Here is a 24526-nt window from a genome sequence, read left to right as displayed (position 1 = left end):
AGGCTACGCCCCGTATGGGGCACGATCTTACGGTTTTGGGTAAGTTATTCTGCCCATCTACTTAGGCGAGGAATCGGTCACAAATTTGGTTAAGTCTTTCTAAAACTATGGTTGCTTGTCCAGTTTTTTTCCGCGAATGGAATAATCTAATAGCTCCATTGGGTGTTTAAGGAGAATATTTTTATTTTGCAATTTCAAATGCTTGCGAATTTGGGTAATGCAGCCAACATTCGCCGAAGCTATTACTTGAGCGCCAGTATCCGTGAGATTAGTTACCTTCATCTCTCCCAATTCATGTCCAACTTCTGGTTGCAAAATGTTATAAATTCCTGCACTACCGCAGCATAAAGAAGCATCAACCGATTCCCTTAGTTGTACATTAGGAATTTGACGCAATAAGCGACGTGGTTCGAGGCTGATCTTTTGTCCATGGAGCATATGGCAAGCATCTTGATAGGCGATCGCTAAAGGTTGATCTTGCAAAGGAGAGAGTTTTGCAGTCAATCCCACATGATCAAGAAATTCTTGAACATCCTTTACTTTTTGAGAGAAGAGCTTAGCTTTCTCGGCATAGTTTGGATCATCCTTCAAAATATGACCATATTCTTTCAATGTATGTCCACAGCCCGAAGCATTAACCAGCACTGCATCAAGATTTAAGTTAGCAAAAGTATCGATAGTTTGCTTGGCTAGTTCCAGAGTTTGTGCCTCCTGCCCTTGATGATGCGATAAAGCTCCGCAACAGCCCTGCAATTTAGGAACTACGACTTCGCAACCATTTGCCGTCAATACGCGCACTGTCGCATTATTCACCTCTGGCAAAAAGACACGTTGCACGCAGCCTAAGAGCATTCCCACTCGATAGCGCTTTTCTCCCTTTGCAGGAATCACTTCAGGCAGAATGTCCTGAAAAGATTGAGGAGTTAGTTCGGGTAGTACCGATTCCATCGCTGCTATTTGCTTGGGCAGAAACTTTTCCAGCCATCCTGTCGATCCCACTAATTTTTGTAAGCCTAATTTTTGATAGGCTAATAGAGGTGCAAGTAAAATCCTCAGACGATTGGGATAGGGGAAAGTTGAGAAGATAAATTGGCGTAATAGCTTCTCAGGTAGCGATCGAGGATGATTTCTTTCAACTTGAGCGCGAGTTGATTCAATGAGTTGGTCATACTGCACACCCGAAGGGCAAGTGGTCACACAGGCAAGACATCCTAAACAAGTATCAAAGTGCTGCGCGATCGCAGGAGACAAAGGAATATCCCCTTCATTGATTCCATCCATTAAATAAATTCGTCCGCGTGGCGAATCTGTCTCTTTGCCTATGACACGATAACTAGGACAAGTCGATAGACAAAATCCACAATGTACACAAGCATCAATTAGTTGTGGATTTGGTGGATTCTTAGCATCAAAGGTTTGTAAGAAGATTTGAGAGTCTGGCGCAATCAAACTTGGAGTTGGGTTTTCAGAGTTGGGCTTATCAGAAACTTGCATATTTACTTGATTTCTTAACTTAATCTACGAAAAAAAAGAATCATTTACAGAAATAAACCAATTAAAAGTGTTGCAAAGCAACACTTTTAATTGGTTTATTTGTTTGGGCTTGAGCGCAAAGCGCTGTCAGAAAACATTCGGTTCGGACTTAGTAAGCCACGCGCATCAAATTGTTGGCGAATTTTATCCATCACGTCGCTTGCATTACCTATATATCCCCAAACATTCTTTTTAAACTTCAATTCATGGGGCGCTTCAATAATAGTCAAAAATCCACTGTGGGATTCAGTAATGCTTCTCACTTTAGCGATCTGATCGGCGATCGTACCTAAATCCTCCACATCCTCTAAACGCAAAACCCCTAAACCACTACCAGCATGTATTTGCAAATAATAAGATTGCTCATCAAAAATTTGTTCGCATTCTTGTAAGAATGACACACTAGCTGATTGCAATACTGCCAACTTACAAACCACAGGAGCATCGTCTTCAGGTTGATCCGAATTACGCAGCTCATCCTGCCAGATCATCATCTGTACCAATTCCCAGAATTCTTCAGCCGCGCCGAGCATTTGGACTTCTAAATTTAATTCTTTCGCCAATGCAGCAATGCGATCGCATTGTTCGATCACACTAGCCTTAAGACTAGCAAATTGTAAAACTAAGCCGATGCCTTGCCCCAATCCAAGATCTGCGATCATAGTTGCCGATAGTAAATCGCAAGCAGTGGGTGTAAGTACCGAGGTAATAATTTTTTGCTGTGCTTGGGCGATCGCCTCGGCAGCACCAGTAACCACCACTATTTGCGTATACTCAGGCAAAGGATAGAGCCGAAAAGTAATCCTAGAAGCAATTCCTAAAGTTCCATAAGAACCTGTTAATAATTTCATCAAGTCATAGCCAGCCACATTTTTGACTACACGCCCACCCGCCTTGACCACTTCACCGTCGGCTCGCACAAACTCAATACCCAAGCACATGTCCCGCACACTGTTATAACGATGTCGCAACGAACCTGCGCTACCTGTAGCTAAAATCCCGCCAATCGTCGCATTGGCTCTATACGGCGGATCGATCGCTAAAAACTGCCCTTCTTTTGCTAAGACAGTTTGCAAATCCTGATATTTTACCCCTGCCTCAACAGTGACCGTGAGATCGCCAATACAATGCTCAATCACCCGATTTAACTTCGATGTACTGATCACCAGATCCGCTCGGCTCACCAATCCACCCCAATCTAACTTGGTAGCATTACCACAGGTTAGAACTCGTAATCGATGTTCAGATGCTAATGCGATCGCAGATGATAATTCGGCGATCGTCTGGGGATAAAGCACACAGACTGGCGATAGGCTATCAGGTATAAGGCTAATCACAATGCGATCGTGCAAATTTGGTATTAAGCGATCGAATAAAACAACATTATCGACTCCAAGCAAGTCAGTAAATAATGCGATCAGTTGATTATCAGTAAGTCTCACAAAATTAATGTCCGTACATACATGCTATTTAGGGCAGCACGAAGTTCTGCCCCGATATCTAAATTTTTAAAATAAGCGTTTACTACCATCAGGGCGAATCGTGCCCCAATTAGTTTTGGCTTGAGCTAATTGATCGTCAGAAATCTTAGCTCCCTTCAAATCTGCACCGCAAAGATTTGTGCCATTTAAATTTGCTTGACTTAAATAAGCTCCTTTTAAATTAGCCCCGCTTAAATTAGCCCCAGACAAATCAGCCTTACTCATATAAGCCGACTGAAGATTTGCCTCACGTAAATCAGCCAAAATCATCGAAGCACTACCAAGATCAGATTTGACTAAGATAGCGCGTTGCATTTTCGCTTCACGCAAATTGGCACTATTTAACTTAGCTTGAGATAAATTTGAACCTTGGAAGCTAGCACCAGTTAAGTCACTATGACAAAAGTCTGCCTCAACTAACCTAGAGCGACTCATCACAATGCCCGAAAGCGTTGCACTACCAAATGCAGCTTTTGAGTAATCTTGGTTGGCAAAGTTACGCTTGCCTTGGTTGTATTCAACAATAACTCTTCGCCCACCTTTAAGCTCACCAGTTCCAATCCGACTACCTGTCCTGGTACTACCTGATGTCAACATGCCACTATTATCAAATTGTGCACCCTGACCATTGCCATGTTTCTGTGATTGAATACGTGAGTTGGGTATCTGTGTGGCAGGTCTCACGGTCACAGAAGAAGGCGCACTAGGAGGTGTATAGTTTGTTGCTGGAGTAGTCGCTTTCGGTGGTTCTTCAGAAATGCCACCAGACTCTAAGGCACGCAAAGCTTCTTCTGCTGAGCGAAATCGTTGGGAAACTGATTGCTGGAGTAGCTTCTCAAAAACTACTCTGAGTCGATCGCTTAGCTTAACCTGCGATTTCCAATTAATTTCACCTGTATAAGGATCGTGGGGTAAATCTTTAGGCGATCGTCCAGTCATCAGATACAGACAACTCATCGCCGTAGCATATAGGTCGCTAGAGTAAACAGGACGCATTGCCATCTGTTCTGGTGGCGCAAATCCTGGTGTTCCGATCGCAAAGTTAGTTAATAAACCACTGGGATCATCATCTGCCGATGGCTTATTAACTTGGCTAGAAACTGCACCAAAATCAATTAATACCAACTGTCCATCTTGTTTGCGACGCATGATGTTAGCAGGCTTAATATCACGGTGGATAACACCGTTTTCATGCATAAACCCAAGGGCTGGAAATATTTCTGCTAATATTTTTCGGATTTCAATTTCATTGAATGCACCCCGCCGCTCAAATTCTTGCTTTAAAGTTTCCCCATCGACAAATTCTTGAACCAGATAAAAATTACTATCTTCTTCAAAATAATCTAGTAAGCGCGGAATTTGCGGATGACTACCGATTTTGCCAAGGGTAAAAGCTTCCCTCTCAAATAATTCTCGCGCCATTTTCATCACACTGGCGGATTGTGTGTTAGGGCGCAATTGCTTAACTACGCAAGATGGGAATCCAGGAAGACCCTCATCAGCAGCCAAAAATGTTGCTCCAAATCCACCTTTACCTAGTGGACGACTAGCTCGGTAACGATTTCGCAGCTTTAAATTAGAACCACAAGCAGCGCAATTAATGGCAAATGGTTCATTATTCGGATTAGCACAGTTCGGATTAACGCAATAACTCACGGTTGATCGAAAGCCCAAGTGATGGTTGATCAAATCAAGTTGTAGGGATAGTAACAGTTTAATATGTGACTGACCTACGGAGACTCATAGCTTATATCAATTTCAAAAATTCTGGAGATTTTTTGAAACTTGCATGAGTTGCATCGAAAGATTGCAACTCTTGTTAAGTTATTTAGGAAACTTTAATTTAAGTGTATCTGGATAAATATCAAAAGTATATTTGTGATTAACTCTAGCAAATAAATCTAAAAATCGTCAGTATTTGTTCCATCGCTATTGGCATATGGGGAAGTACGACCTGATGGTCTTCGTCTGCGTCCAGATGCAGCAGCACTGTCTTTGCCAGATTCACTATTACCAAAGTTCTCAGATTCGCCATTACGATTTCTGGGACGTTCTCCACCTATATTATCATCGCTAGGTCGTGGGCGACGCTTGGGGCTAACAGGACGGATATCACTTTCGTCAATATCAATCACTGAGTCATTGCCATTGGAGTCAGCACTACTGCGTTTTGGGCGGCGTGAACGTCGAGTATCGGTGGTGTCCCCACGAAGCTCGCTTGCTTCAGCACTGTTAGAAATAGAACCGCGCATCCTACGCGAAGGATCGCGATCGCGGCGAGGCGCAATTTCACGTGTGGGATCAATCTCAACTCGATAATCAGAACCTATGGGTTCATCATCATCAACAAGAGGACTGGAAGGTGCTCTGCGGGCTTGATTGGCTAGAGCTTGGCGTAGTACTAAGGACTCTACGGCAAACCAACCAGCAAAACCGACAACTAGGACTTGCGCTAGCTGTGTGGTAATTTCCATCCGAAAATTAAAAGCTAGCAAGATGATGCCATAGACTAAGGCGATCGCTGAGAAGAAAATGTCGTGGTCGCGGGCTAGTTCAGGGCGAAAGTTCCGCACAAAATATAAACCCACGCCTCCTAAAGCGGCAACAATTGCCAAAAGAATCATTAGCGGGTTGCCACCGATGTTGATCATGGCTCTATATTTCTCCTAAAGTACCTGCATTTTTTGACCCGAACACTGAATGTATAAATAGTCCAGTGCTTTCAGTCTATCTACGTCATTCAGTATAACAATACAGCGCTTTGCCCTAGCGCAAATTTATCTAATTTAAACTCAAAAGACAAGAGGCAACGCAAAGCGCCGCCTCTTGTCTTTTGGGTTTTGATTAACCTCGGCGGATGATGCGATCCTTTTGGCTAACGAGCAACACTGCTGCGAAGATCAGACCAAGAACTACGCCACCTGCGACAAGGCTGCCTAGAAAATTAGTTAATGATTGTGTCATATAGATATGTAGGTAAAGTTTTGATATACAAATTAAATTCTTAACATAATTTTAGCTTAAAAAGCTATGGAGTCAGCTTTTCGCATTAAAAACCAAAAATGTGGTGGCGGGCTACGCCCGCCACCACATTTTTGGTTTTTATTTGGAGTGCCATTAATGTTTGTGAATTTTGCTTTGGCTACGGACGATCCAGTAGCTGATTGATAGAGAAAGCACTGCGATCGCTAGCCCTGCAATTTCACCATCAGCTTTGCTATCAAAGATAACTACTTTACGAGCAACCGCAGTCAAGGCGGTGACAATTACTAGCTCTAATTGGATCGTATGGTGACGTAGGTAGGCTGTCACATTTTCCATGAGTTCGAGCGCAATTAGCACATTCAGAAACATTCCAAATATTTTGAGTAAAGGAACGGTGAATGTTCCCTTTGGTTCAATAACAAATAGATCAAAGGTTAATAGGCGCAACAAGTCGAATAGGGCAATAAAAATAATGAACACTAAGGCGATCGCCATTATTTTAGAAACAATATTTTCGACTCTTCTAATTGCTTTTAAAAAGCTTTCATCTGTAAAGGCGATCGCCAAAAAGCGAAATAAATTTGTAACTTGTTGCCTTAATCTCATTGCTATATCCACACCACGTAATTGCTATAGCAAAGATTATATAGATTAAATGCATAGACTAAAAGTATACATGAGTGATAAAATCATAGAACATAATCTATGCTTTTATCACTCATATGAGTTACCGCTTATCTGATGCTCAATTAGCTACTCATATCACCTTGCATCAGTTGCAGGTCTTTGAAGTGGCAGCTCGACACGGCAGCTATACCCGTGCGGCTGAGGAGCTATTTCTAACACAACCCACTGTTTCGATGCAGATTAAGCATTTGACAAAGGCAATTGGAATGCCTTTGTTTGAGCAGGTTGGCAAAAAACTTTTTTTAACTCAGGCTGGCAAGGAGTTGTTTGCAACTTGCCAAGAGATTTTCGGTCGCATATCCCAATTTGAGATGAGTGTTGCCGATATGAAGGGACTAAAACAGGGATATTTAAAGATTACAGTAGTCACAACTGCAAAATATGTTATCCCGCGGTTACTCGGACCTTTTTGTCAGCGTTATCCGGGGGTAGAAATATCGTTGAAGGTAACTAACCATAGCGGCATTCTAGAAAGGCTAGCTGAAAATAAAGATGATTTATATATACTTAGTCAAGTTCCCGATGAACCTGATGTAAAGTCTCATCAGTTTTTGTCAAACCCATTAGTCGTTCTTGCAAATCACGATCACCCTTTGGCGAACGAAAAAAATATTCCCATTCAAAAGTTAGCTGATGAGCCGTTTATCACGCGGGAGTCTGGCTCTGGGACAAGGGGATATGTTAAGAAGTTGTTTGATGAACACAAAATTACTCCGAAAGTCAAAATGGAGCTTTCTAGCAATGAGGCAATTAAACAGGCGATCGCAGGTGGTTTAGGAATCTCAGTTTTGTCGCGACATACGATCGCGCTAGAGGGGGCTTCTGGTCAGATTGCGATTTTAGATGTGGAGAATTTTCCAATTCCTTGCAACTGGTATGTCATTCATCTTGCTGGTAAGCAGCTATCGGTAGTCGCGCAAGCCTTCTTAGAATATTTACAAACCGAGGGCAAACAAATTGCCGAAGCTACTACTTGGTAATAAAAAAAAGATTGATTGCCTAGCAATCAATCTTTTTTGGAAAAGGCGGCACCCAGATTCGAACTGGGGGTGAGGGTTTTGCAGACCCCTGCCTTACCACTTGGCCATGCCGCCGAACGGAGAACGATTATAACAAACTAAAGTGATTAGTTGCAAATTTTATTTGCAACTAATCACTTCTTAGCAAAGATTCTGCATCAAATTAAAGGGATGTATTTGTATCAGTACGATCTTGCCAAATCTCAATATCTAGATCGTTGAGATAGGTAATCGCGGTTTGGATTTGGGCTTGATTACCTCTAAGACTGAGGTGAAACCAACCACTGCCAGCATTTATACCCAGAGTTGCGGAAACAATGTTTGCCGTTACCCCATGTTGCAAAATTAAGTTTGAAATCACGGGTTCGCTGTGCAATTCTTCGGGAATACGAATCTTGATATCCAGTGTTATAGAACGTGTATCGACAGTCATCATCAAACCTCCTTTTTATTAATGTTTAATCTTTTTGAGATTTAAAGAATGGCAATGCCATTCTTTAAATTGCTATTATTCACGAGAATTAGAATTATGAGTTCTGCGTTCCAAAATCTCTTTCAGTACAAGGGTTACGACTGCTAACAATGCTAGTAGTACGGCGGCAGAATATGCTACTTCGGTTTCATATTGCTTGTAAGATTCTTCAACAAATAAAGGTAAGCTCTGAGTCTTACTAGCGATATTTCCTGAAACTACAGATACTGCCCCAAATTCGCCCATGGCTCTGGCATTGGTTAAAACCAAACCATAAAGTAAGCCCCAACGAATATTTGGGACAACCACTCGCCAAAAGATTTGCCAATCGTTTGCGCCAAGGGTACGTGCTGCTTCTTCTTGGTCAGTACCCATTTCTTCAAGCACAGGAATTACTTCACGAGCAATAAAAGGCATACTTACGAATATGGTGGCGAGTAGCATCCCAGGGAATGCAAATATGATTTTGATGTCATGGGATTCTAGCCACGATCCGAACCAGCCCAATCTTCCATAGAGCAGGACAATCATCAAACCCGCAACTACAGGTGATATCGAGAATGGCAAATCGATGATACTCAGTAAGAAAGCCTTCCCAGGGAATTTGTTGCGGGCGATCGCCCAAGCTGCACTTAATCCAAAAATCGTATTTAGAGGTAAGGCAATCACCGCTAAACTAACTGTTAATTTGATTGCGTTTTGGAAATCAGAACGACCCATAGCTTTTAATATTGGCTCAAAACCTTTACTGAAAGCGGTCACAAAAACATTCGCGGCAGGTAAAAATAGTACTAGGGTCAGATAAATAAAAGCGATCACAATTAAGATAGTCGGAACCCAACTTTTCTTTTGAGTGATTTTGATTGGTTCGGGTAAATTGCTTGGGCGATCGCCAAGAGCAGAATTTAAATTAGCCATAACGTTTGCTCCATGCTTGTAATAGGTTAATGGCAAGTAAACTGACAAAGGAAATACCCAACATCACTACCCCAATAACCGTTGCGCCCACATAATCATATTGTTCGAGGCGTTGAAAGATCAAAATTGGGGTAATCAGATCTTTAAATGGAGTGTTAGAAGCAATAATTACAGTAGAACCATATTCACCAACCGCACGGGAGAATCCGAGGGCAACCCCTGTCAAGATCGCAGGTGTTAGTGGCGGCAGAATTACCTGTACAAAGGTTTGGAATTTGGTAGCTCCCAATGACCATGCTGCTTCTTCAATTTCTTTTTCTAATTCGGTGAGGACGGGTTGAACAGTTCGCACGATGAAAGGGAGGGATATAAACATCATCGCAATCCAAACGCCCAAACGAGTGAAGGAAATTTTGATGCCGAATGGGGCAACTAGTGAGCCAATCCAGCCTTTTTCACTATAGACAGTAGCTAAGGTCAAACCAGCGACTGCGGTTGGTAGCGCAAAGGGTAAATCAACTACAGCTTCTAGAAACCTTTTGCCAAAGAAATCGTAACGCACTAAAACCCACGCAATCAAAGTTCCGAAGATACCATTAACGGCGGCGGCGGCAAAGGCGGTTACGAAGGTAATCTCATAGCTAGATAGAGCGAGTGGACTAGTGGCAGTTTTCCAGAAGCTCTCGAATGGTTCGCTGGCAGCTTTTGTAAGCAACGCGGCGATCGGTAAAATCAGCAAAAATGCAAGATAAGTAAAAGTAATTACCCATGCCCAAGGTATTTTGCCAAGGAAATTCAGAATAGGATTAGCTTTTTGCTTTCTTTCAGGTAGAGAAGAAGGTGTCGTTACCATGTTGTCTTTAATTTTGAAAAAGCTTGTATTAAGCAAGGAGCTTACAGTAGTTGTCGATCAAACCTGCTACAAAAAGGGTCGCAGGGCGAAGCCCCGCAATGGGTTTTATATTTTTATTTGTGGTGGGTTTGAAAACAAATTGCTGTAAGCCTCTTGTCTATGTGAAATCAATGTGAAATTAATTTAATCTCTAACGCTTGATTTTTGATTGAATTTGGTCAAAAGCTGCACCATCAGCAAAAAATTTCTTGTTAATTGCATCCCAGCCACCAAGATCTTTAACAGTTGAAAGATCTTTTACTTTAGGGTAAAGCTCGACAAATTGTTTTTCTTTAGCGACAGTCTCATCTACTGGACGGAAACCGACCTTAGCAAATTCAGTTTGGGCTTCAGGAGAATAGAGGAACTTTACAAAAGCTTCCGCAACTTCTTTTGTGCCGTGCTTTGCCACGTTCTTGTCAACAATAGCGATCGGATTGTCGATGGAAAAATTGACATCAGGAATTACGTAGTTGACCTTCTGACCTTTTTGCGATGCAAGAACGATCTCGTTTTCATAGTTGATCAATGCATCGCCTTGCCCTTGCTTAAAGAAAGCATCGGTTGCTTCTCTGGCATCTTTGGTCAAAATTGGCACATTTGTATATACTTTTGTCAATGCTTCTAGAGCTTTTTCATCGCTACCGCCTTTTTTGACTGCGGCATTCCACAAAGCGAGGAAGTTCCAACGCGCTACACCTGAAGTTTTAGGATCGGCGGTGATTAAGCTAATGCCATTCTTTTCTAAATCCGACCAGTCCTTAATACCTTTAGGGTTGCCATCGCGGGTCACTAGTACTGGAATAGATTTAGAGACAATTCCATCGTTAGGATATTCCTGTTCCCAACCTTTATCGATCAATCCTGCTTTTTCAATTTTGCTGGTATCCGCAGCAAGGGCGAGGTGGACGACATCAGCTTCTAAACCATCGATAACTGCACGGGTTTGAGAACCCGAACCACCATAACTTTGTTTAAAAGTAACTTTTTGATTTTGTTCTTTTTGCCACTTTTCGACAAACTTCGGAATGATTGCTTCATGCGCCTGCTTAGTTACAGCAAAGGAAACAAGGGTTAGTTCAACATCCTTTTTGGGCTCGCCTGCTGGTTTAGTTTGAGCGGCTGGGCTAGTGGCTGCTGTGGGTTTGTCGGTAGTTGCTGTGCAAGATGCCATCGTGACGCTGATTAATGCACCTGCTAAGAAGAAAGAGACAAATTTACGTCCCCATTTATGACTGAATATACTGCTAAATAGGCTGGCGATCGCCTTGAACGCTGATTTGGAAGTGCTTAAAGAATGTTGTCTTGAACTCATGAGCTTATATCTCCAAAAAAATTAATCTACGATATCTTGGTGGGATTACCGTATTTAAATACCATACAATACTTTTTCGTAAGATACAAATAAAATCTACGGTTTATCTGTTGGGTATTAGTAGATTATAAGGGAGGCATTTAGACCTAGATGTAAAACATGACATCTGCTTGTCGTTTTACCTCACATTTTCTTAACAAATCCTCAAGGGTATGTTTATGCAAAATATCGAAAGAAGCAACCTTGGCAATTTCCCACATATCAATAACTGCGGCTTTTTCGGCTGTGAGAGATTCAGGATTTTGTTGCTCTTGAATCGGTTCACCATCCAAAGCGGCAACGACATCTGTAAGCTTGATTTGCCAAGGTTCACGGGCAAGATGATAGCCTCCTTTTGCGCCGCGTTGACTCTTAATAAGTCCCGATCGCCTCAGCATTGCCATGACTTGATCGAGATAGCGAATGGGAATGTGTTGACTGATTGCAATTTCACTAACAGAGGTTGGTTTGCCCAGTTTGTGACGAGTTGCTAGTTCCAGCAGGGCAATACAGGCGTAGTCAACCTTACAGGATAGTTCCATAGAATTTAAAAAATTACAGAATTTGTTGTTGTAGATTGGCAGGGCTTTGCTCTGCCCGTCCTGCGCTTTAGTGAATAGTTGAAGCTGTTGCTGTAGCGACAAAATCAGGATTCTGAAAGAGTGCTGTACTGAGATATCTCTCTCCAAAACTTGGCAAGATCACAACAATTAGGCGATCACGATTTTCTTCTCGTTTACCAACTGCGATCGCCGCCGCCAATGCTGCACCCGAAGAAATTCCTGATAGCAAACCTTCTTCACGGGCAAGACGACGAGCATAGATCATGGACTGTTCATCGGAGATGCCAATTACTTCATCAATCAAATCTGTTCGCAAAATTTCAGGGACAAATCCTGCACCAATACCCTGAATCTTATGAGCGCCTGGGACACCGCCAGCGAGAACGGGACTATTCAAAGGTTCAACTGCGATCGCCTTAAAGCTAGGTTTACGTTGCTTAATCACCTCAGCGACACCCGTAATCGTTCCGCCAGTGCCTACGCCAGCAATCACAATATCCACCTGCCCATCAGTATCATTCCAAATTTCCTCAGCCGTAGTGCGGCGATGGACTGCAGGATTTGCAGGATTGTTAAACTGTTGCAACATGTAGGCATTAGAAGTAGAAGCCGTAATTTCTCCTGCTCTGCGAATAGCGCCACGCATTCCTTCACTTGCGGGCGTTAACTCTAGCTCAGCACCAAAAGCTCGCAGCATGGCACGACGCTCTAAACTCATTGTTTCGGGCATTGTTAAAATCAAACGATAGCCCTTAGCGGCAGCCACCATCGCTAAAGCAATTCCTGTATTACCAGAAGTTGGTTCTACCAAAATCGTTTTAGCGTGACTAATTAACCCCTTTTCTTCTGCATCTTCGATCATCGCTAGTCCGATTCGATCCTTCACCGAAGAAGTGGGATTTAGGCTTTCTAATTTGACGACAATTTTGGCTAGAGATCCATCTCTTTGCGGAATTTTATTCAGTGCAACGAGAGGAGTACCGCCAATCAACTGGGTAATACTTTGAGCAATTTTCATAGTGGGTTAGGTATAAAGAAAATCAAGAAAAATAAAAAGTACGGTATCTTGATGGGAATACCGTACTTAATAAGATACAATACTTTTCAACCTAATACAAATAAAATCTACGGTTTTCCGACTGGGTATGTGATGATTTATCTCGAAACAACAACTTCTCGTGTTTACAAGCGCCGTGAAATGCTACCTCGTCGCGACAGCTTTATCTGGAAAATTGAGTCAGGTGTGGTGCGATCGCTTACTTGGACAGAGGATGGACAGGTTATTTGCTCTGGGTTGTGGGCAAATGGCGATGTGATTGGTAGCGAACTAACCAACTTACGTCCCTACGAAATGGAGTGTTTAACTGATGTGCAATTAACTGACGTTCCGCGATCGCAGTGGGGCGACTATGTGGATGAAATTATTCGTCATAGTCAGACTAAGGAATTTTTATTAAAGATTTCCCACTGCCGTGCAAAGGATGATGCGTTGCGACAATTACTAGGTTGGTTAACTTATCGTTTCGGTGAAGACGATCGCCACGGTAGATTAATTGGGTTACAGTTAACACATCAAGAACTTGCGGATTTAATTGGTTCAACTCGTGTGACGGTGACACGCATTATTAATGATTTAGAAAAGGTTGGTTTTATATCCCGAAAAGGGCGTAAGTTACTATTTCTTGCTGAGAGTGCTGACCAATGGCATTATGAAATTTAATAAAAAGCACCCTTACGGGTGCTTTTTATTTTTCTAGAATCGAAATCAAGCAACTTCAGAGAATACTCTAGTTTTTAGAGGCTTGACGTAGACTTCTTTTTGGGGATGTAAACCCAGATGATCAAAGCGATCTCGATCCAATTTGACAATCAATTTTTGGTTGTCTGGCAACACTAATTCCGCTTGACCTTCCCAACCGAGATTGAAAGCATAGCTGACAGTTGCAGGAGCAAAGGTTTCTTCTGGTTCGGATTTAATCGCAAGATCGTGGGGACGGAGAAATACTTGGTGATGATCTTCAATTCCTAGATGGGGGAAGTGGCGACGTGCACTAGAGATAATATTGGTTTCTCCGATGAAGCGCATCACAAATTCGGTAGCAGGATTGTCATAAATTTCGGCTGGAGTACCAATCTGCTCGACTTTGCCTTTGTTCATAATCACCACGCGATCGGCAATTTCCATAGCTTCTTCTTGGTCATGGGTAACAAATATTGTAGTCACATGGACTTGATCGTGGAGATCTCTAAGCCATGTGCGAAGTTCTTTGCGAACTTTGGCATCCAAAGCGCCGAATGGTTCATCTAATAATAGAGTTTTGGGTTGGGCAGCTAGAGATCGCGCCAATGCAACTCTTTGACGCTGACCGCCTGATAGTTGGGATGGATAGCGATCGCCTAATCCCTTAAGTTGAATCAGTTCGAGAAGTTCGTCAACCTTCTGTTTGGTTTGAGATTTGGAAACTTTACGAATATTCAACCCAAACCCAATATTTTGGCGAATCGTCAAATGCTTAAACAAGGCATAGTGCTGAAACACAAATCCAATCTGACGATCTTGCACTGAATGGAAAGTAGCATCTTCATTTTCGATCCATACCTGACCGCGATCGGGCGTTTCTAAACCCGCCATAATCCGCAATAGCGTTGATTTCCCTGAACCTGAAGGGCCAAGCAGCGCCACCAATGAATCGCTTTCCACTTCTAAACTAACGCGATCGACTGCCTGAAAATCACCAAAATTCTTAGAAATATCTTGAACCAGAATGCTCATTGTGCCTCACATGATCAAAATTGAGTAACTTAAAATATTTCTAGCATTAAAAATACGTTATGTCTATGTAGTTACCGTAGATTATACGGTAGACTACAGTAAATTAATTTGATTAGCACACAAATGAAAGTACCTGAGAGCGATGCTATGAGCGATCTGAGATCGCCTGATAATCAAATAAATAGCCAAATTAATCGGCAAAGTGTTAAGAAAAGCGATCGCAAAAATGCTGACTTTGCGATGTTTCAGCTAGTTGCTGCCTTGATGATATTCACCGCTTTGGTGTGCTGCTTTTTTACGATCGTAAATGCTGGCGAACGTGGTGTACTGATGCAATTTGGTCAAGTGCAATCGCAAATTCTGGATGAAGGGCTTCATCCGATTATCCCGATCGCCCAAACTGTGAAAAAATTGAGTGTCCGCGTCCAGAAACAAGAAATATCAGCCGAGGCTTCTTCTAAGGATTTACAAGAAGTATTTACGGATGTGGCGTTGAATTGGCATATTATTCCTGCTCAGGCGAATGTGATCTTTCAAGAAATCGGTGATAAAGTCGCGATTATCGATCGCATCATCGATCCTGCTGTAGAAGAAGTGTTAAAGGCGGTGATGGCAGAATATACAGCCGAAGAAATCATTACCAAACGGGGAAATGTCAAAAATCAGGTGGATACGCTTTTGACTTCAAGGCTATCGGATTATCACATTGCGGTCGATGATATTTCTCTGGTGCATGTGCATTTTTCTAAACGATTCAGCGATGCGGTGGAAGCTAAGCAAATTGCGGAACAGGATGCTAAACGGGCGGATTTTGTTGCCCTCAAAGCGATTAAAGAGGCGGAAGCGAGAGTAAATTTAGCGCGGGGTGAAGGTGAAGCTCAAAGAATCTTACGCGAAACTCTATCGCCTGAATTATTGCAAAAACAAGCGATCGATAAATGGAATGGCAATTTACCTTTAGTTGTTGGTGAAAGCACTTCAAAAGTATTAGATATCAATCGCTTGATTGAAAAAAATATTCCGTAAATATTTTTGTGTAGGGATAGAATGACTGTTTTCAACTTTGGTAAAAGCTAAAAATATTTTCTCATAAGTTTATTGTTTTTATTTTCGTTTAGGATGTTAGCATATAAATTACGGTATCTACATGATATTGCAGTAGATTAAAAGCCGTATCGAGCTTTTGTCATTCCTTATAACTTAAATGCCATGACTATAATCCGCAAAACCTCTAGAGCAAAGTCGCTTAGATTTGGGTTTAAACCTCTCGCTTTTATCGCCGCCATCATGTCTATGGTTGTGGCGATCGCCTTTTTCTACCTAAGCCCTCTTGCCGCCCAAAATTCCCAGACTAAGATCGAGTTTGTCTCACCTAGCTGGGTAAGCGCCAATGCGAATGATCCTGACTTACGTATCCTTGATGTCCGTTGGAGTCCCATTGACTATTTCACGGGACACCTGCCTAATGCCGTTCATATTGCCGATAATCTAGTGCGTCAGCCCAAAGATGGTCTACCAGTGCAGCTAGTTGATTCCGATAAATTAGCGGGTTATCTCTCCAAAGCGGGTGTAACTGATAAAAGCAAAGTACTCATTTATTCCGATGGTCGGGATGTATTGGGATCTAGTCAAATCGCCTATGCATTGGAACGGATTGGATTTAAAAATTCTGTTGCGGTACTTGATGGTGGCTTGAGTGGCTATAAACAGACAAATGCCGAATTAACTCAAGCTTTCCCAAAATATAAGACTGGAAAATTAAGCGTCAGCGACAATAAAAATATTCGTGTTAACCTTGCTCAAGTAAAGGATTTACTCGATAAAAAAGCAGCAGTTTTCATCGATCCTAGACCTCCTAAAGCCTTTGCTGGAGAAGAGAAATATTTTGTTCGCAATGGACATATTCCTGGGGCACGTAATATTCCTTGGCCGACCTTTACCGATCCTCAGAATCCCCATAAACTAAAGCCTTTGAGCGAAATCGAAAAGATTTTGGCTGACAAGAAAATTGATAAATCCAAGGATATTATCGTTACATGCACCACTGGAAGAGAAGCTTCGTTGCAATATGTGGTGCTGAAGCATCTGCTTGGTTATCCGAAAGTCCGCATTTATGAAGGCTCATGGACAGAGTATAGCCAATCGGATCTACCTGTAGAAACTGGCGCAGAACGTCCTGCCTAGTTTCAATAAATCTTTAAATCTTTATGAATAAGGGTGGCGCATAGCGTCATCCTTATTTTTTATTTTAGACAAAAGCTGTCACCGCCAGTATAAAATACGGTAAGTACATGTAATTATCGTAGATTTATGCAAGACTTACAAAATCTCGAAATCGTTTCTCCGAAAAGTCTAGAGATCGCCATATCGCCAGAGTTAAATTCTACAAATCCCTTTTCTGTAAGCATTTTGCAGAAAATCAAAGGTGGAGTTTTGCTGACGGTGGGTTATTTGCTGTCGCCGCTTTGCTGGTGGAATGACTTGATTATTAATCTCCCGATCGCCTATGGATTTGGCTATGTAATTAGTTTTTGGCATTCTGAGTGGTTTTTCCCTGCGGCGATCGCGGGTTATTGGCTATCAAATCTAGTCGGGATCATACTGATGCAGATGGGGGCAAAGAATATGCTGCAAAGTACGGTAAAGAATCGTAGTTTCAAGCAGGAAATTTTTTCTGGAGTACTTACTTCCACAGCTTACACAGTCGTAATTGTGGCGCTAGTTTATTTTCATGTTCTAGATCTCAGTGCGATTTTACCGATTGACGAGAAATTTAGTCTTGCCTTTATGAATCCTCAAAACTAAATCTGGCTCAAAAATTGAAAGCATTTTTATAAAAAATCAAAAATTTAAAGACTTCTATTTTATGAATTACTTTTTGCTCACTGGCTTTAGTTTTATCGTTGGTACAGTAGTTGGTTTAACGGGGATTGGCGGTGCTTCCTTAATTACACCAATGTTGATTTTTGTGTTTAATGTTCCTGCGGCGATCGCGGTGGGTTCGGATATTGTGGCGGCTACGATGATGAAGGCAGTGGCAAGCATCAGTCATTGGAAACAAGGAACCCTTGATTTTCGGGTAGTGAAATGGTTAGCCTTTGGTAGTGTCCCAGGGGCATTGTTAGGAGTAATGATTCTCCATTTAATTCAGTCCTATGGATGGAGCTTGGATTCATTTTTGTTACCTTCCATCGGCACAATGATTTTATTCGTGACGATCGCAGGTTTAATTCAATTAGGACTGGCGACTTTTGCGCCAAATCTATCTCTGCTATCGTTTCCTAACTTTGATTTAGAAACTACCAATGGCAAAATTAAGACGGTCATCATCGGTTTGGTTTTAGGTTGCATGGTTGGCTTGACCAGTGTTTCCTCTGGTTCATTGTTTGCTTTGGTGTTGATGACATTCTTTAAACTAGATTCGCGTAAACTAGTTGGTACAGACATTACTCAAGCGGCAATTTTGCTAGGTTTTACATCCTTAGGACATCTCAGCCTCGGTACGGTGGCTTGGCATATTGTCATTCCAATTTGGATTGGTTCTGTCCCTGGGGTGTTGTTAGGTTCTAAACTCTGCCAACTAGCGCCACAAAGAGCTTTACGCTATCTGATTTTCGCGATTTTACTTACAGTTAGCTGGAAATTAATCCATGCTGCTTAGTGCCTGATTTTTGAACCAGTTTTTTAATCTATGTCATTGGCAATCGCTATTTTTGTTTTGTGGTGTGATGTTGGCGATCGAGATCACTTGGACAAGTCTATACTTGGGTGTGCATTATCCCAGTGATATTCTCGGTGGCTATTTATTGGCAATCTTTTGGGCGATCGCTGGTGGTTACTTAACCAAGGTGAATGTTAAGCTATAGGTAGACTAGGCACGTTTCTCAGATAATTTTCAACCCTATGTTTACCAAAGTTCAACCCGAGAACTCAATTAGGGATGGGTGCTGAAATGCACATTTCATGCCGACAAAAAAATGCAAATACAGTGATCACGTTTTAGCGGATCATTCCCCTAGCTATCACCTCTCGGAAATGCAGCATTTGATTTGTATTTGCATTTTTTTTATCTTTACTATAAATCGTAAATGAAAATAGCATAAAGACATAACAATGCAAGTTAATAAGCAAATAAACGAAAATATTTTAGTTTTAAAAAAACAGAGCGATGCAAAGATACTTTTTTCATCACTAAACTTATGGAATAAGTTTAAATATTCTTTGCTCACAGGTTTCTTGGGGATTGGAATGATAGCCTTAAGTCTGTCTACATTTTCTTTTAGGTATTTTTCTAAGATTGGAGTTATTAAAATTGATTGTGATCGTTTAAAAAACACAGAAGTTAATTGCAAGATTCTTAGATCGGGGGCTTCCAAATTTTCACAAAATAACTCAGTTAAAATTAAAGGAATCTTGAAGGCTGATTTGTATGTAAGTACGACTAAAAACTTAAACTCATTTAAGGTTGTATTTACTGTTATTAAATCATTTCAGAAAGATGATTTATTTACATATAATTTTGACTATCAAGATGAGTGCAAAAGCACTTTTGAATCCATAAATAATTTTTTGTATTCAAAGAAAGTATCTTTCAGTAACTCTTATGATCGCTATAGCTATGACAATAGTTTTTACAACAATTTTTTATTTTTTTTGTTTGTATTTCTTCTTCTATTTGGATTATGGAATTTGATTATAGCTATATCACTTCCTTTTTATTATGAGAAATTATTATTGAATAAATTAGAAATGCAGCTTACCTACACAAACAGGGCACTTTTTGATGTAAAAGTTAAACAGTATGCATTTACAGATATTACTAAAGTCGATCTTTTACCTAATTCACTTGATAAAAATAGCAGCATATCTTTTGTTCCCAGACTCACAGTAAACTATGAAGATGAGTATATCTTAGGCGATATTAAAGATCACCAGACAGCCTTGGAATTTGTTAACAATTTAAATAAATTTATCGGGTTACCAGAAGAAGATGCTGTTCGCAAATCCGAAGATGAGAGTTGCTAGAGCAAGAGGCTCATTAATATTACGCTAAACAGATGGAATATGCCAATACAATTGTTAAAGCTTTCCCCAGAAAATCCCAGCTTAAAAGCCTTTATCTGCGAACTTACAAAAGTGAAAAATTGTAATTCCTAAAGAATCATAATTTAACAAAAGGAAGTAATTGGTACGTTTTGCTTTCGTAGAGGATGTAAATACCTAGTGCAATTAAGACAAAAGGCACGATCGCATCACTGTATTGTGTAAGGAATTTGGCGATCACAGGATGCGTACTAAATTGATAGGCGGTATAGCACCAAACCGCGATCAAAATCAAAAAAGTAGCAATCGTGATCGAGAGCGAAACTGCATTACTACTGGCAAACAAAGGAATATAAATGCCAATATTATCGCCTCCATTAGCGAAAGTAACTGCCGCCACATGATAGGTCTGCGGTGCAATCAAAGACGATTTCCCTTGTTCAGGAACAGCGCAACTTTGTACCATTATCTCTTCCTGCTTCTGGAACAGATCCTTAACTCCAATCGAGATCGGTAATAGCCCTAATAAACCAATCCATTTGTGGTCAATAATTAAACCGCCGAAATACCCAGGTAAACTCGCCAGAATCACCAGTGCAAAGCCAAGATATTGCCCGATGAGAATGTGACGTGGACGAAATTTATTGTCAACCTGTGCAAAAAAAATCGTCAAAATTAGAATGTCATCGATATTAGTGGCGGTGAACGCGGTAATTGCGATCGCCACAGTACCGACAAACCATTCCATATTTTTACCTCAGACAAATCGATAATAAGAATTGAAATCCATTTTATCGCCAGTTTGCCAAAATAGAGAAAGTGCTAGTGCTGCTAACACCTTCTTGGCAATAAATTACGGTGAATTTGCGTTGTTTAAGAGTGATGTAAGATTGATTTTCATCGATCTATCCATGATTTTAGGAGCTGAATGACGCTCGAACAATTACGCATTTTTTTAGCAGTTGCCGAACATTTACATTTCACTCGCGCTTCCGAAGAACTATATATCACCCAACCTGCTGTCAGTGCTGCTGTTCAGAGTCTAGAGGCGTGGTATGGCGTAAAACTGTTTCATCGTATCGGTCGCCATATTGAAATCACCGAAGCAGGAATATTATTGCAAACAGAAGCCAAGGATATTCTAGATCGCATTAAATTAATGGAGCGTGGCTTGCGTGAGTTAAATGACTTGCAGCGTGGCGAACTCAAGCTCGGTACAAGTTTAACTATCGGCAATTATTGGCTACCCGCAAAAATCAGCCAATTTCAGGAGCAGTACCCGAATATCAAAATCAAATGTACGCTTGCTAATACTGAAGAAATTTGTGATGGAACCGCAGCAGGTTTATTCGATCTAGGCTTGATTGAAGCCGATGTCAAATCTTCATTACAGAAAACTTTAGAACAAGAAGAAATTGGTAGCGATCGCCTGTTGATCGTAGTTGGTCAAGCACATCCTTGGTACGAGATCGCCGAAGTCACAGTTGATGAACTCAGTCAAACTGCATGGATAATGCGTGAATCAGGTTCGGGGACGCAACAGGTATTTGAACAAGCTTTGGTGAGTTGGGAAGTAAATCTAGCAGATCTGGAAATTATGTTAGTGCTAAGTAGTGGCGAAATGGTGAAAGCAGCGCTGGAAAGCAGTGTGCGGGCGGCGGCAATTTCAGAACTGATGGTACAAAAAGAGTTTCAATTAGGAACTTTACGTCCTGTCAAAGTTTTAGATCGCGATCGCCTTCAGCCTTTGGAGATCACCCGTCCATTCCTAAAACTCCAACATAACCAACGCTTTCAAACTCGTATATCAAAAGTGTTCGGTGAGATTTTACGCCAGTAATCATCAATAAGCTAGAGAGATCGCTAATCAGGAATGAGTACCCCCATTTGTTCTAAAGGCGCGGCAAACACATAATAGATCACCCCTGCACCGATGAGCGTAATCGCTAGACTAAACAACACAACCCAGCGATCGGGTGGCTCGAATGTATCGGCATCGATATCGTGACGTACAGCAAAATAATGGTGAGTTGATAACCACACAGTCAGCATTCCAATGATGGCAAAGGCTAATCCTAATTTCCAACCATTACCCGGAGAAGATTGCATTGGTGGACGCAAAATGCGAAGACGAACAACGATCACACCGACACCTAGTAGGGCGATCGCCATTCGCATCCATGACAAATAAGTTCTTTCGTTTGCTAAATGATCGCGCACGCGGTTAGGATTTTTCTTTCCTAACAAGGCTGTTTCTTCTAGATCTTGCTTGGGTTTAAATAATAGCTGCATTATTGAATTTTGGGATCTACGATATGTTTTGTTTAGCAAGAATGTACCCTCTGAATTATATAGCAAAAATCTCCCATATAAAAGGGTTAAAATCCTTTCATACAGGAGATTTGCTCGATTTAAATTACGGTTTGAAAGCGTGAAATTAATCTAAGGGTGCTTGAGGTAGTTGCATCGCTGCAATTGCTTCAGCATTGTCAGGAATAGCCCAATTTACTTCACCAGCTTTGAAAACTTTAGCAGCAGGAATATTGATTTCCACAGCACCAGTTTCAGGATTAGACTTTGCGACTAATTGAGTGCCAGTTACCAGTTTTACTGCCACAGGTAAGCCATCATTATTTAAGCCAGTTGGCAAGTAAATTCCTTGACAGTTCCAATCTTCATTAGTAGTTTTGCCGCTAGGCAATACATAGAGCGCATTGTCAAAGGTGGACTGATCGAGTTTTGATTTCTTTCCATAAACCACTAGTTTGTTAGCAGTGAGATTGCGGCATTCAGCAAAAGATTCGCCTGTCTCGATGATGTATTTCTCAAATTGGAGCTTAGCAATTTCCGTGGGATCGGTTGCCTTGGCAAGTTCTTCAGTAATAGAGATATAGTCAGGATTGCTAGTTACAGGTGGCTTATCTGCGAAAGATGGTTGGGCGATCGCTAAATTAAGCAGCATTACTAAAGCAACAATAAGGGTTTGAATCATTTTCATAGTTTTCTCTTGATATTTCTTATTTTGGGATTTTTCTGGACAAAAGCTAGGATTGAGGAGAAAGTGGCTCTTCGGCATTTAGCGCGTTCAGTTCAGCAATATTTCGACCGAGATTCAAGACAACCAATCCGCCAATGAGCAAACTGAGGACTGCTAAACCTCGATTTTCGAGGGTGTGGCTATCGATCATGATGAGGATACCTAAGCTAATTAATACAAAAGGAACCAGTAAATTTCCATAGCGGCTGAGGGCATCAGCGATCGTAGGGACTTGGATTAATCGATAGGCGGTGTAACACCATACGCCCACCATTGAGAAAAATACGCTCAGGATTACAATCAAGCTTTCCCATGTCGCGCTGGCAAAAAGAGGAACATAAATTCCCACATTGTCACCACCATTAGCAAAAGTGACTGCGGCGACGCTATAAACTTGCGGGGAAAGTAGATTAGAAAACCAAGAATTTGTTGGTTCTAGTTGATTCTCTTCTGATTCGGTTTCTTCATTTTCAGGAATAAATAGGCGATTTAATCCAATGGCGATCGGCAAAATCCCTAACATGCCAATCCAGTCGCGAGGCATCAATAGTCCACCAAAATAACCTGACAAACTCGCCACCACCAGCGCTCCAAAACCGAGATACTGCCCAAGCACAATATGCCGTTTGCGAAATGTGGTACTTACTTGGGAGAAGAATAGCAACAGAATAAGTACATCATCGAGGTTTGTGGCGATAAAAGCTGTTAGAGCAGTGGGGATGGAAGTTAGTATTGCGTTCATATTGCTAATTAACGGAATTCTCGCGTTAAAATGATGGAATCTATTTGATTTGCAGTTTTTATTGGGAATGAACTGAATATAGCGATCGCCATCAATAAAATCAAATATTCTTTCTTTTCAAACCGATAACTTGAAGTAATCAAATAGCTACACTTAACTAAGGTGGTGCAACGCGCCACCTTAGTTAAGTTTTTGGTCATAATCTGTAGTTATCGTTTTAACAAGAAACAATATTTGTTTCTATGAGAAGGAATCGATACGATGAACTCAAAGAAATAAATCAGTTGTAGAGAGACATATGAATTTAGAGAGTGCGATCGCCACAGGAGCAGCAGTAGCCTTAGCAACTACCTTTGATGACAATATATACCTCACTTCCTTTTTTGGAAGAGTCAGTCGTACTTTTCGCCCTCGCCATGTCGTAGTTGGCGAATTCCTTGGATTGACAATTCTAATCAGCGTTAGTCTGGTTGGCTTTTTTATGGGGATGATAGTTTCTGATATGTGGGTTGGTTTACTTGGTGTATTGCCAATCATGATTGGAATTCATCAATTAATGAGTAAAGAAGATGATGACAATAGCGATGTAATTGAAGAAGTAGAAAAAATCCATACAGAAGTTGGTAGACCTCGGATTAAGCAATCTTTATGGTCTACAATCCGCGATCCCAAAACCCATCGAGTCACCGCCGTCCATGTCTCTAATGGTGGCAACAATGTCGCTGTCTATATTCCCCTATTTGCCAGTAGCAGCCTACCTAGTCTCGGTGTAATTTTGACCATGTGTTATATGACTATCGGTTTCTGGTGTTTCTGTTCTTATAATCTCACCCGTTTCCCTGGTATTTCTGTTCTCATCGCTCGCTATGGACGTAAAATCGCTCCATTTGTCCTAATTTGGCTAGGGCTATCAATTATTGTCAAGAATGAATCCTACCGTTTAATAATTCCTGTATAAGACCTCACCCTTTATTCTTCACTGGGAAGGGAGTAAGCAGTCTATAAACAAAGAAAAGACATGCAATGC

The 24526-nt window shown here is 41.3% G+C and carries 28 protein-coding genes and 1 tRNA gene; 10 read left to right on the top strand and 19 right to left on the bottom strand.

Going from position 1 to position 24526, the window contains the following annotated elements; all coding sequences use genetic code 11:
- Positions 1-105: 105 nt before the first annotated feature.
- The 6 genes from APA_RS04460 to APA_RS04435 form a co-directional block, all read right to left on the bottom strand.
- Entirely contained in the window at positions 106-1494 is a 1389-nt protein-coding gene (locus APA_RS04460) for a (Fe-S)-binding protein (RefSeq protein ID WP_201321114.1), read from the bottom strand.
- 95 nt (positions 1495-1589) lie between these two features.
- Positions 1590-2975, bottom strand: coding sequence for an FAD-binding oxidoreductase (locus APA_RS04455; RefSeq protein WP_201321113.1), 1386 nt, complete (start codon positions 2973-2975; stop codon positions 1590-1592).
- 66 nt (positions 2976-3041) lie between these two features.
- A complete protein-coding gene (locus APA_RS04450) occupies positions 3042-4670 on the bottom strand; it encodes a serine/threonine-protein kinase (RefSeq protein ID WP_201321112.1) in 1629 nt (542 codons plus the stop codon).
- Positions 4671-4915: 245 nt separating this feature from the next.
- Positions 4916-5665: a Ycf66 family protein gene (locus APA_RS04445; protein ID WP_201321111.1), complete on the bottom strand. Its 750-nt coding sequence runs from the start codon at positions 5663-5665 to the stop codon at positions 4916-4918.
- Positions 5666-5858: 193 nt separating this feature from the next.
- A complete protein-coding gene (locus APA_RS04440; protein ID WP_201321110.1) occupies positions 5859-5978 on the bottom strand; it encodes a photosystem II reaction center X protein in 120 nt (39 codons plus the stop codon).
- Between the two features lie 153 nt (positions 5979-6131).
- A complete protein-coding gene (locus APA_RS04435) occupies positions 6132-6605 on the bottom strand; it encodes a phosphate-starvation-inducible PsiE family protein (RefSeq protein ID WP_201321109.1) in 474 nt (157 codons plus the stop codon).
- 116 nt (positions 6606-6721) lie between these two features.
- Between APA_RS04435 and APA_RS04430 the strand changes: the two genes are divergently transcribed.
- Entirely contained in the window at positions 6722-7666 is a 945-nt protein-coding gene (locus tag APA_RS04430; protein ID WP_201321108.1) for a LysR family transcriptional regulator, read from the top strand.
- A gap of 43 nt (positions 7667-7709) precedes the next feature.
- On the opposite strand, the gene APA_RS04425 is transcribed toward APA_RS04430, so the two are convergent.
- From APA_RS04425 to cysK, 7 genes are all read right to left on the bottom strand, one after another.
- Positions 7710-7780, bottom strand: a tRNA-Cys gene (locus APA_RS04425).
- A gap of 88 nt (positions 7781-7868) precedes the next feature.
- Entirely contained in the window at positions 7869-8138 is a 270-nt protein-coding gene (locus APA_RS04420) for an NIL domain-containing protein (protein WP_201321107.1), read from the bottom strand.
- 75 nt (positions 8139-8213) lie between these two features.
- The gene (cysW, locus tag APA_RS04415) at positions 8214-9095 is read right to left on the bottom strand and encodes a sulfate ABC transporter permease subunit CysW (protein ID WP_201321106.1); all 882 of its coding nucleotides are present in this window, start codon (positions 9093-9095) and stop codon (positions 8214-8216) included.
- Positions 9088-9948 (bottom strand): sulfate ABC transporter permease subunit CysT, encoded by an 861-nt coding sequence (cysT, locus tag APA_RS04410; RefSeq protein ID WP_201321105.1) that lies wholly within the window; start codon positions 9946-9948, stop codon positions 9088-9090. Before cysT ends, cysW begins: the two co-directional genes overlap by 8 nt.
- A gap of 190 nt (positions 9949-10138) precedes the next feature.
- Positions 10139-11302, bottom strand: coding sequence for a sulfate ABC transporter substrate-binding protein (locus APA_RS04405; RefSeq protein ID WP_201321104.1), 1164 nt, complete (start codon positions 11300-11302; stop codon positions 10139-10141).
- A 146-nt stretch (positions 11303-11448) separates the two neighbouring features.
- A complete protein-coding gene (locus APA_RS04400) occupies positions 11449-11883 on the bottom strand; it encodes an Rrf2 family transcriptional regulator (protein WP_201321103.1) in 435 nt (144 codons plus the stop codon).
- 67 nt (positions 11884-11950) lie between these two features.
- Positions 11951-12922, bottom strand: a complete 972-nt coding sequence (gene cysK, locus APA_RS04395) for a cysteine synthase A (RefSeq protein WP_201321102.1) — start codon at positions 12920-12922, stop codon at positions 11951-11953.
- Positions 12923-13054: 132 nt separating this feature from the next.
- Here cysK and APA_RS04390 point away from each other — a divergent pair, with 132 nt between their 5' ends.
- The gene (locus APA_RS04390; protein WP_201321101.1) at positions 13055-13624 is read left to right on the top strand and encodes a Crp/Fnr family transcriptional regulator; all 570 of its coding nucleotides are present in this window, start codon (positions 13055-13057) and stop codon (positions 13622-13624) included.
- Positions 13625-13669: 45 nt separating this feature from the next.
- On the opposite strand, the gene APA_RS04385 is transcribed toward APA_RS04390, so the two are convergent.
- Positions 13670-14677 carry a sulfate/molybdate ABC transporter ATP-binding protein gene (locus APA_RS04385; protein WP_201321100.1) on the bottom strand — a complete coding sequence of 336 codons (1008 nt, stop codon included), beginning with the start codon at positions 14675-14677 and terminating at the stop codon, positions 13670-13672.
- Positions 14678-14917: 240 nt separating this feature from the next.
- Here APA_RS04385 and APA_RS04380 point away from each other — a divergent pair, with 240 nt between their 5' ends.
- The 6 genes from APA_RS04380 (at position 14918) to APA_RS04355 (ending at position 19702) form a co-directional block, all read left to right on the top strand.
- Entirely contained in the window at positions 14918-15703 is a 786-nt protein-coding gene (locus tag APA_RS04380; RefSeq protein ID WP_374101342.1) for a prohibitin family protein, read from the top strand.
- Positions 15704-15886: 183 nt separating this feature from the next.
- Positions 15887-16861, top strand: coding sequence for a sulfurtransferase (locus APA_RS04375; RefSeq protein ID WP_201321099.1), 975 nt, complete (start codon positions 15887-15889; stop codon positions 16859-16861).
- A gap of 126 nt (positions 16862-16987) precedes the next feature.
- A complete protein-coding gene (locus tag APA_RS04370; RefSeq protein ID WP_236579401.1) occupies positions 16988-17482 on the top strand; it encodes a hypothetical protein in 495 nt (164 codons plus the stop codon).
- Between the two features lie 61 nt (positions 17483-17543).
- Entirely contained in the window at positions 17544-18338 is a 795-nt protein-coding gene (locus APA_RS04365; RefSeq protein WP_201321098.1) for a sulfite exporter TauE/SafE family protein, read from the top strand.
- A 10-nt stretch (positions 18339-18348) separates the two neighbouring features.
- On the top strand, positions 18349-18543 hold the full coding sequence (locus APA_RS04360) for a phosphatase PAP2 family protein (RefSeq protein ID WP_236579400.1): 195 nt from the start codon (positions 18349-18351) through the stop codon (positions 18541-18543).
- Positions 18544-18790: 247 nt separating this feature from the next.
- The gene (locus APA_RS04355; RefSeq protein WP_201321097.1) at positions 18791-19702 is read left to right on the top strand and encodes a hypothetical protein; all 912 of its coding nucleotides are present in this window, start codon (positions 18791-18793) and stop codon (positions 19700-19702) included.
- 136 nt (positions 19703-19838) lie between these two features.
- Here the strand turns inward: APA_RS04355 and APA_RS04350 are convergent, their stop codons facing one another.
- Positions 19839-20468 carry a cadmium resistance transporter gene (locus APA_RS04350; protein WP_201321096.1) on the bottom strand — a complete coding sequence of 210 codons (630 nt, stop codon included), beginning with the start codon at positions 20466-20468 and terminating at the stop codon, positions 19839-19841.
- A gap of 180 nt (positions 20469-20648) precedes the next feature.
- Here APA_RS04350 and APA_RS04345 point away from each other — a divergent pair, with 180 nt between their 5' ends.
- On the top strand, positions 20649-21560 hold the full coding sequence (locus APA_RS04345; protein ID WP_201321095.1) for a LysR substrate-binding domain-containing protein: 912 nt from the start codon (positions 20649-20651) through the stop codon (positions 21558-21560).
- Positions 21561-21583: 23 nt separating this feature from the next.
- Here APA_RS04345 and APA_RS04340 read toward each other — a convergent pair whose 3' ends face one another.
- From APA_RS04340 to APA_RS04325, 4 genes are all read right to left on the bottom strand, one after another.
- Positions 21584-22012, bottom strand: coding sequence for a YidH family protein (locus tag APA_RS04340; protein ID WP_201321094.1), 429 nt, complete (start codon positions 22010-22012; stop codon positions 21584-21586).
- 145 nt (positions 22013-22157) lie between these two features.
- Complete coding sequence (locus APA_RS04335) at positions 22158-22718, bottom strand: hypothetical protein (protein WP_201321093.1); 561 nt, start codon at positions 22716-22718, stop codon at positions 22158-22160.
- Between the two features lie 46 nt (positions 22719-22764).
- Positions 22765-23499, bottom strand: a complete 735-nt coding sequence (locus APA_RS04330) for a cadmium resistance transporter (RefSeq protein ID WP_201321092.1) — start codon at positions 23497-23499, stop codon at positions 22765-22767.
- 8 nt (positions 23500-23507) lie between these two features.
- Positions 23508-23699 (bottom strand): hypothetical protein, encoded by a 192-nt coding sequence (locus APA_RS04325; RefSeq protein WP_201321091.1) that lies wholly within the window; start codon positions 23697-23699, stop codon positions 23508-23510.
- A 98-nt stretch (positions 23700-23797) separates the two neighbouring features.
- Here APA_RS04325 and APA_RS04320 point away from each other — a divergent pair, with 98 nt between their 5' ends.
- Positions 23798-24457, top strand: coding sequence for a cadmium resistance transporter (locus tag APA_RS04320; protein ID WP_201321090.1), 660 nt, complete (start codon positions 23798-23800; stop codon positions 24455-24457).
- Positions 24458-24526 lie beyond the last annotated feature (69 nt).

Origin of the sequence: Pseudanabaena sp. lw0831 (assembly GCF_016584665.1) — a bacterium.
Taxonomy (GTDB): Bacteria; Cyanobacteriota; Cyanobacteriia; order Pseudanabaenales; family Pseudanabaenaceae; genus Pseudanabaena.
Note: the sequence above shows the minus strand (reverse complement) of the source record. Positions and strands in the feature narration are given on the sequence as shown.

What these genes read in the sequence shown, in the direction of transcription:
- APA_RS04460 (WP_201321114.1), bottom strand. Translation starts at nt 1,494, where the DNA reads ATGCAAGTTTCTGATAAGCCCAACTCTGAAAACCCAACTCCAAGTTTG.
- APA_RS04445 (WP_201321111.1), bottom strand. Translation starts at nt 5,665, where the DNA reads ATGATCAACATCGGTGGCAACCCGCTAATGATTCTTTTGGCAATTGTT.
- APA_RS04440 (WP_201321110.1), bottom strand. Translation starts at nt 5,978, where the DNA reads ATGACACAATCATTAACTAATTTTCTAGGCAGCCTTGTCGCAGGTGGC.
- APA_RS04435 (WP_201321109.1), bottom strand. Translation starts at nt 6,605, where the DNA reads ATGAGATTAAGGCAACAAGTTACAAATTTATTTCGCTTTTTGGCGATC.
- APA_RS04430 (WP_201321108.1), top strand. Translation starts at nt 6,722, where the DNA reads ATGAGTTACCGCTTATCTGATGCTCAATTAGCTACTCATATCACCTTG.
- APA_RS04420 (WP_201321107.1), bottom strand. Translation starts at nt 8,138, where the DNA reads ATGACTGTCGATACACGTTCTATAACACTGGATATCAAGATTCGTATT.
- cysW (WP_201321106.1), bottom strand. Translation starts at nt 9,095, where the DNA reads ATGGCTAATTTAAATTCTGCTCTTGGCGATCGCCCAAGCAATTTACCC.
- cysT (WP_201321105.1), bottom strand. Translation starts at nt 9,948, where the DNA reads ATGGTAACGACACCTTCTTCTCTACCTGAAAGAAAGCAAAAAGCTAAT.
- APA_RS04405 (WP_201321104.1), bottom strand. Translation starts at nt 11,302, where the DNA reads ATGAGTTCAAGACAACATTCTTTAAGCACTTCCAAATCAGCGTTCAAG.
- APA_RS04400 (WP_201321103.1), bottom strand. Translation starts at nt 11,883, where the DNA reads ATGGAACTATCCTGTAAGGTTGACTACGCCTGTATTGCCCTGCTGGAA.
- cysK (WP_201321102.1), bottom strand. Translation starts at nt 12,922, where the DNA reads ATGAAAATTGCTCAAAGTATTACCCAGTTGATTGGCGGTACTCCTCTC.
- APA_RS04390 (WP_201321101.1), top strand. Translation starts at nt 13,055, where the DNA reads ATGATTTATCTCGAAACAACAACTTCTCGTGTTTACAAGCGCCGTGAA.
- APA_RS04385 (WP_201321100.1), bottom strand. Translation starts at nt 14,677, where the DNA reads ATGAGCATTCTGGTTCAAGATATTTCTAAGAATTTTGGTGATTTTCAG.
- APA_RS04380 (WP_374101342.1), top strand. Translation starts at nt 14,918, where the DNA reads ATGTTTCAGCTAGTTGCTGCCTTGATGATATTCACCGCTTTGGTGTGC.
- APA_RS04375 (WP_201321099.1), top strand. Translation starts at nt 15,887, where the DNA reads ATGACTATAATCCGCAAAACCTCTAGAGCAAAGTCGCTTAGATTTGGG.
- APA_RS04370 (WP_236579401.1), top strand. Translation starts at nt 16,988, where the DNA reads ATGCAAGACTTACAAAATCTCGAAATCGTTTCTCCGAAAAGTCTAGAG.
- APA_RS04365 (WP_201321098.1), top strand. Translation starts at nt 17,544, where the DNA reads ATGAATTACTTTTTGCTCACTGGCTTTAGTTTTATCGTTGGTACAGTA.
- APA_RS04355 (WP_201321097.1), top strand. Translation starts at nt 18,791, where the DNA reads ATGCAAGTTAATAAGCAAATAAACGAAAATATTTTAGTTTTAAAAAAA.
- APA_RS04350 (WP_201321096.1), bottom strand. Translation starts at nt 20,468, where the DNA reads ATGGAATGGTTTGTCGGTACTGTGGCGATCGCAATTACCGCGTTCACC.
- APA_RS04345 (WP_201321095.1), top strand. Translation starts at nt 20,649, where the DNA reads ATGACGCTCGAACAATTACGCATTTTTTTAGCAGTTGCCGAACATTTA.
- APA_RS04340 (WP_201321094.1), bottom strand. Translation starts at nt 22,012, where the DNA reads ATGCAGCTATTATTTAAACCCAAGCAAGATCTAGAAGAAACAGCCTTG.
- APA_RS04335 (WP_201321093.1), bottom strand. Translation starts at nt 22,718, where the DNA reads ATGAAAATGATTCAAACCCTTATTGTTGCTTTAGTAATGCTGCTTAAT.
- APA_RS04330 (WP_201321092.1), bottom strand. Translation starts at nt 23,499, where the DNA reads ATGAACGCAATACTAACTTCCATCCCCACTGCTCTAACAGCTTTTATC.
- APA_RS04325 (WP_201321091.1), bottom strand. Translation starts at nt 23,699, where the DNA reads ATGACCAAAAACTTAACTAAGGTGGCGCGTTGCACCACCTTAGTTAAG.
- APA_RS04320 (WP_201321090.1), top strand. Translation starts at nt 23,798, where the DNA reads ATGAATTTAGAGAGTGCGATCGCCACAGGAGCAGCAGTAGCCTTAGCA.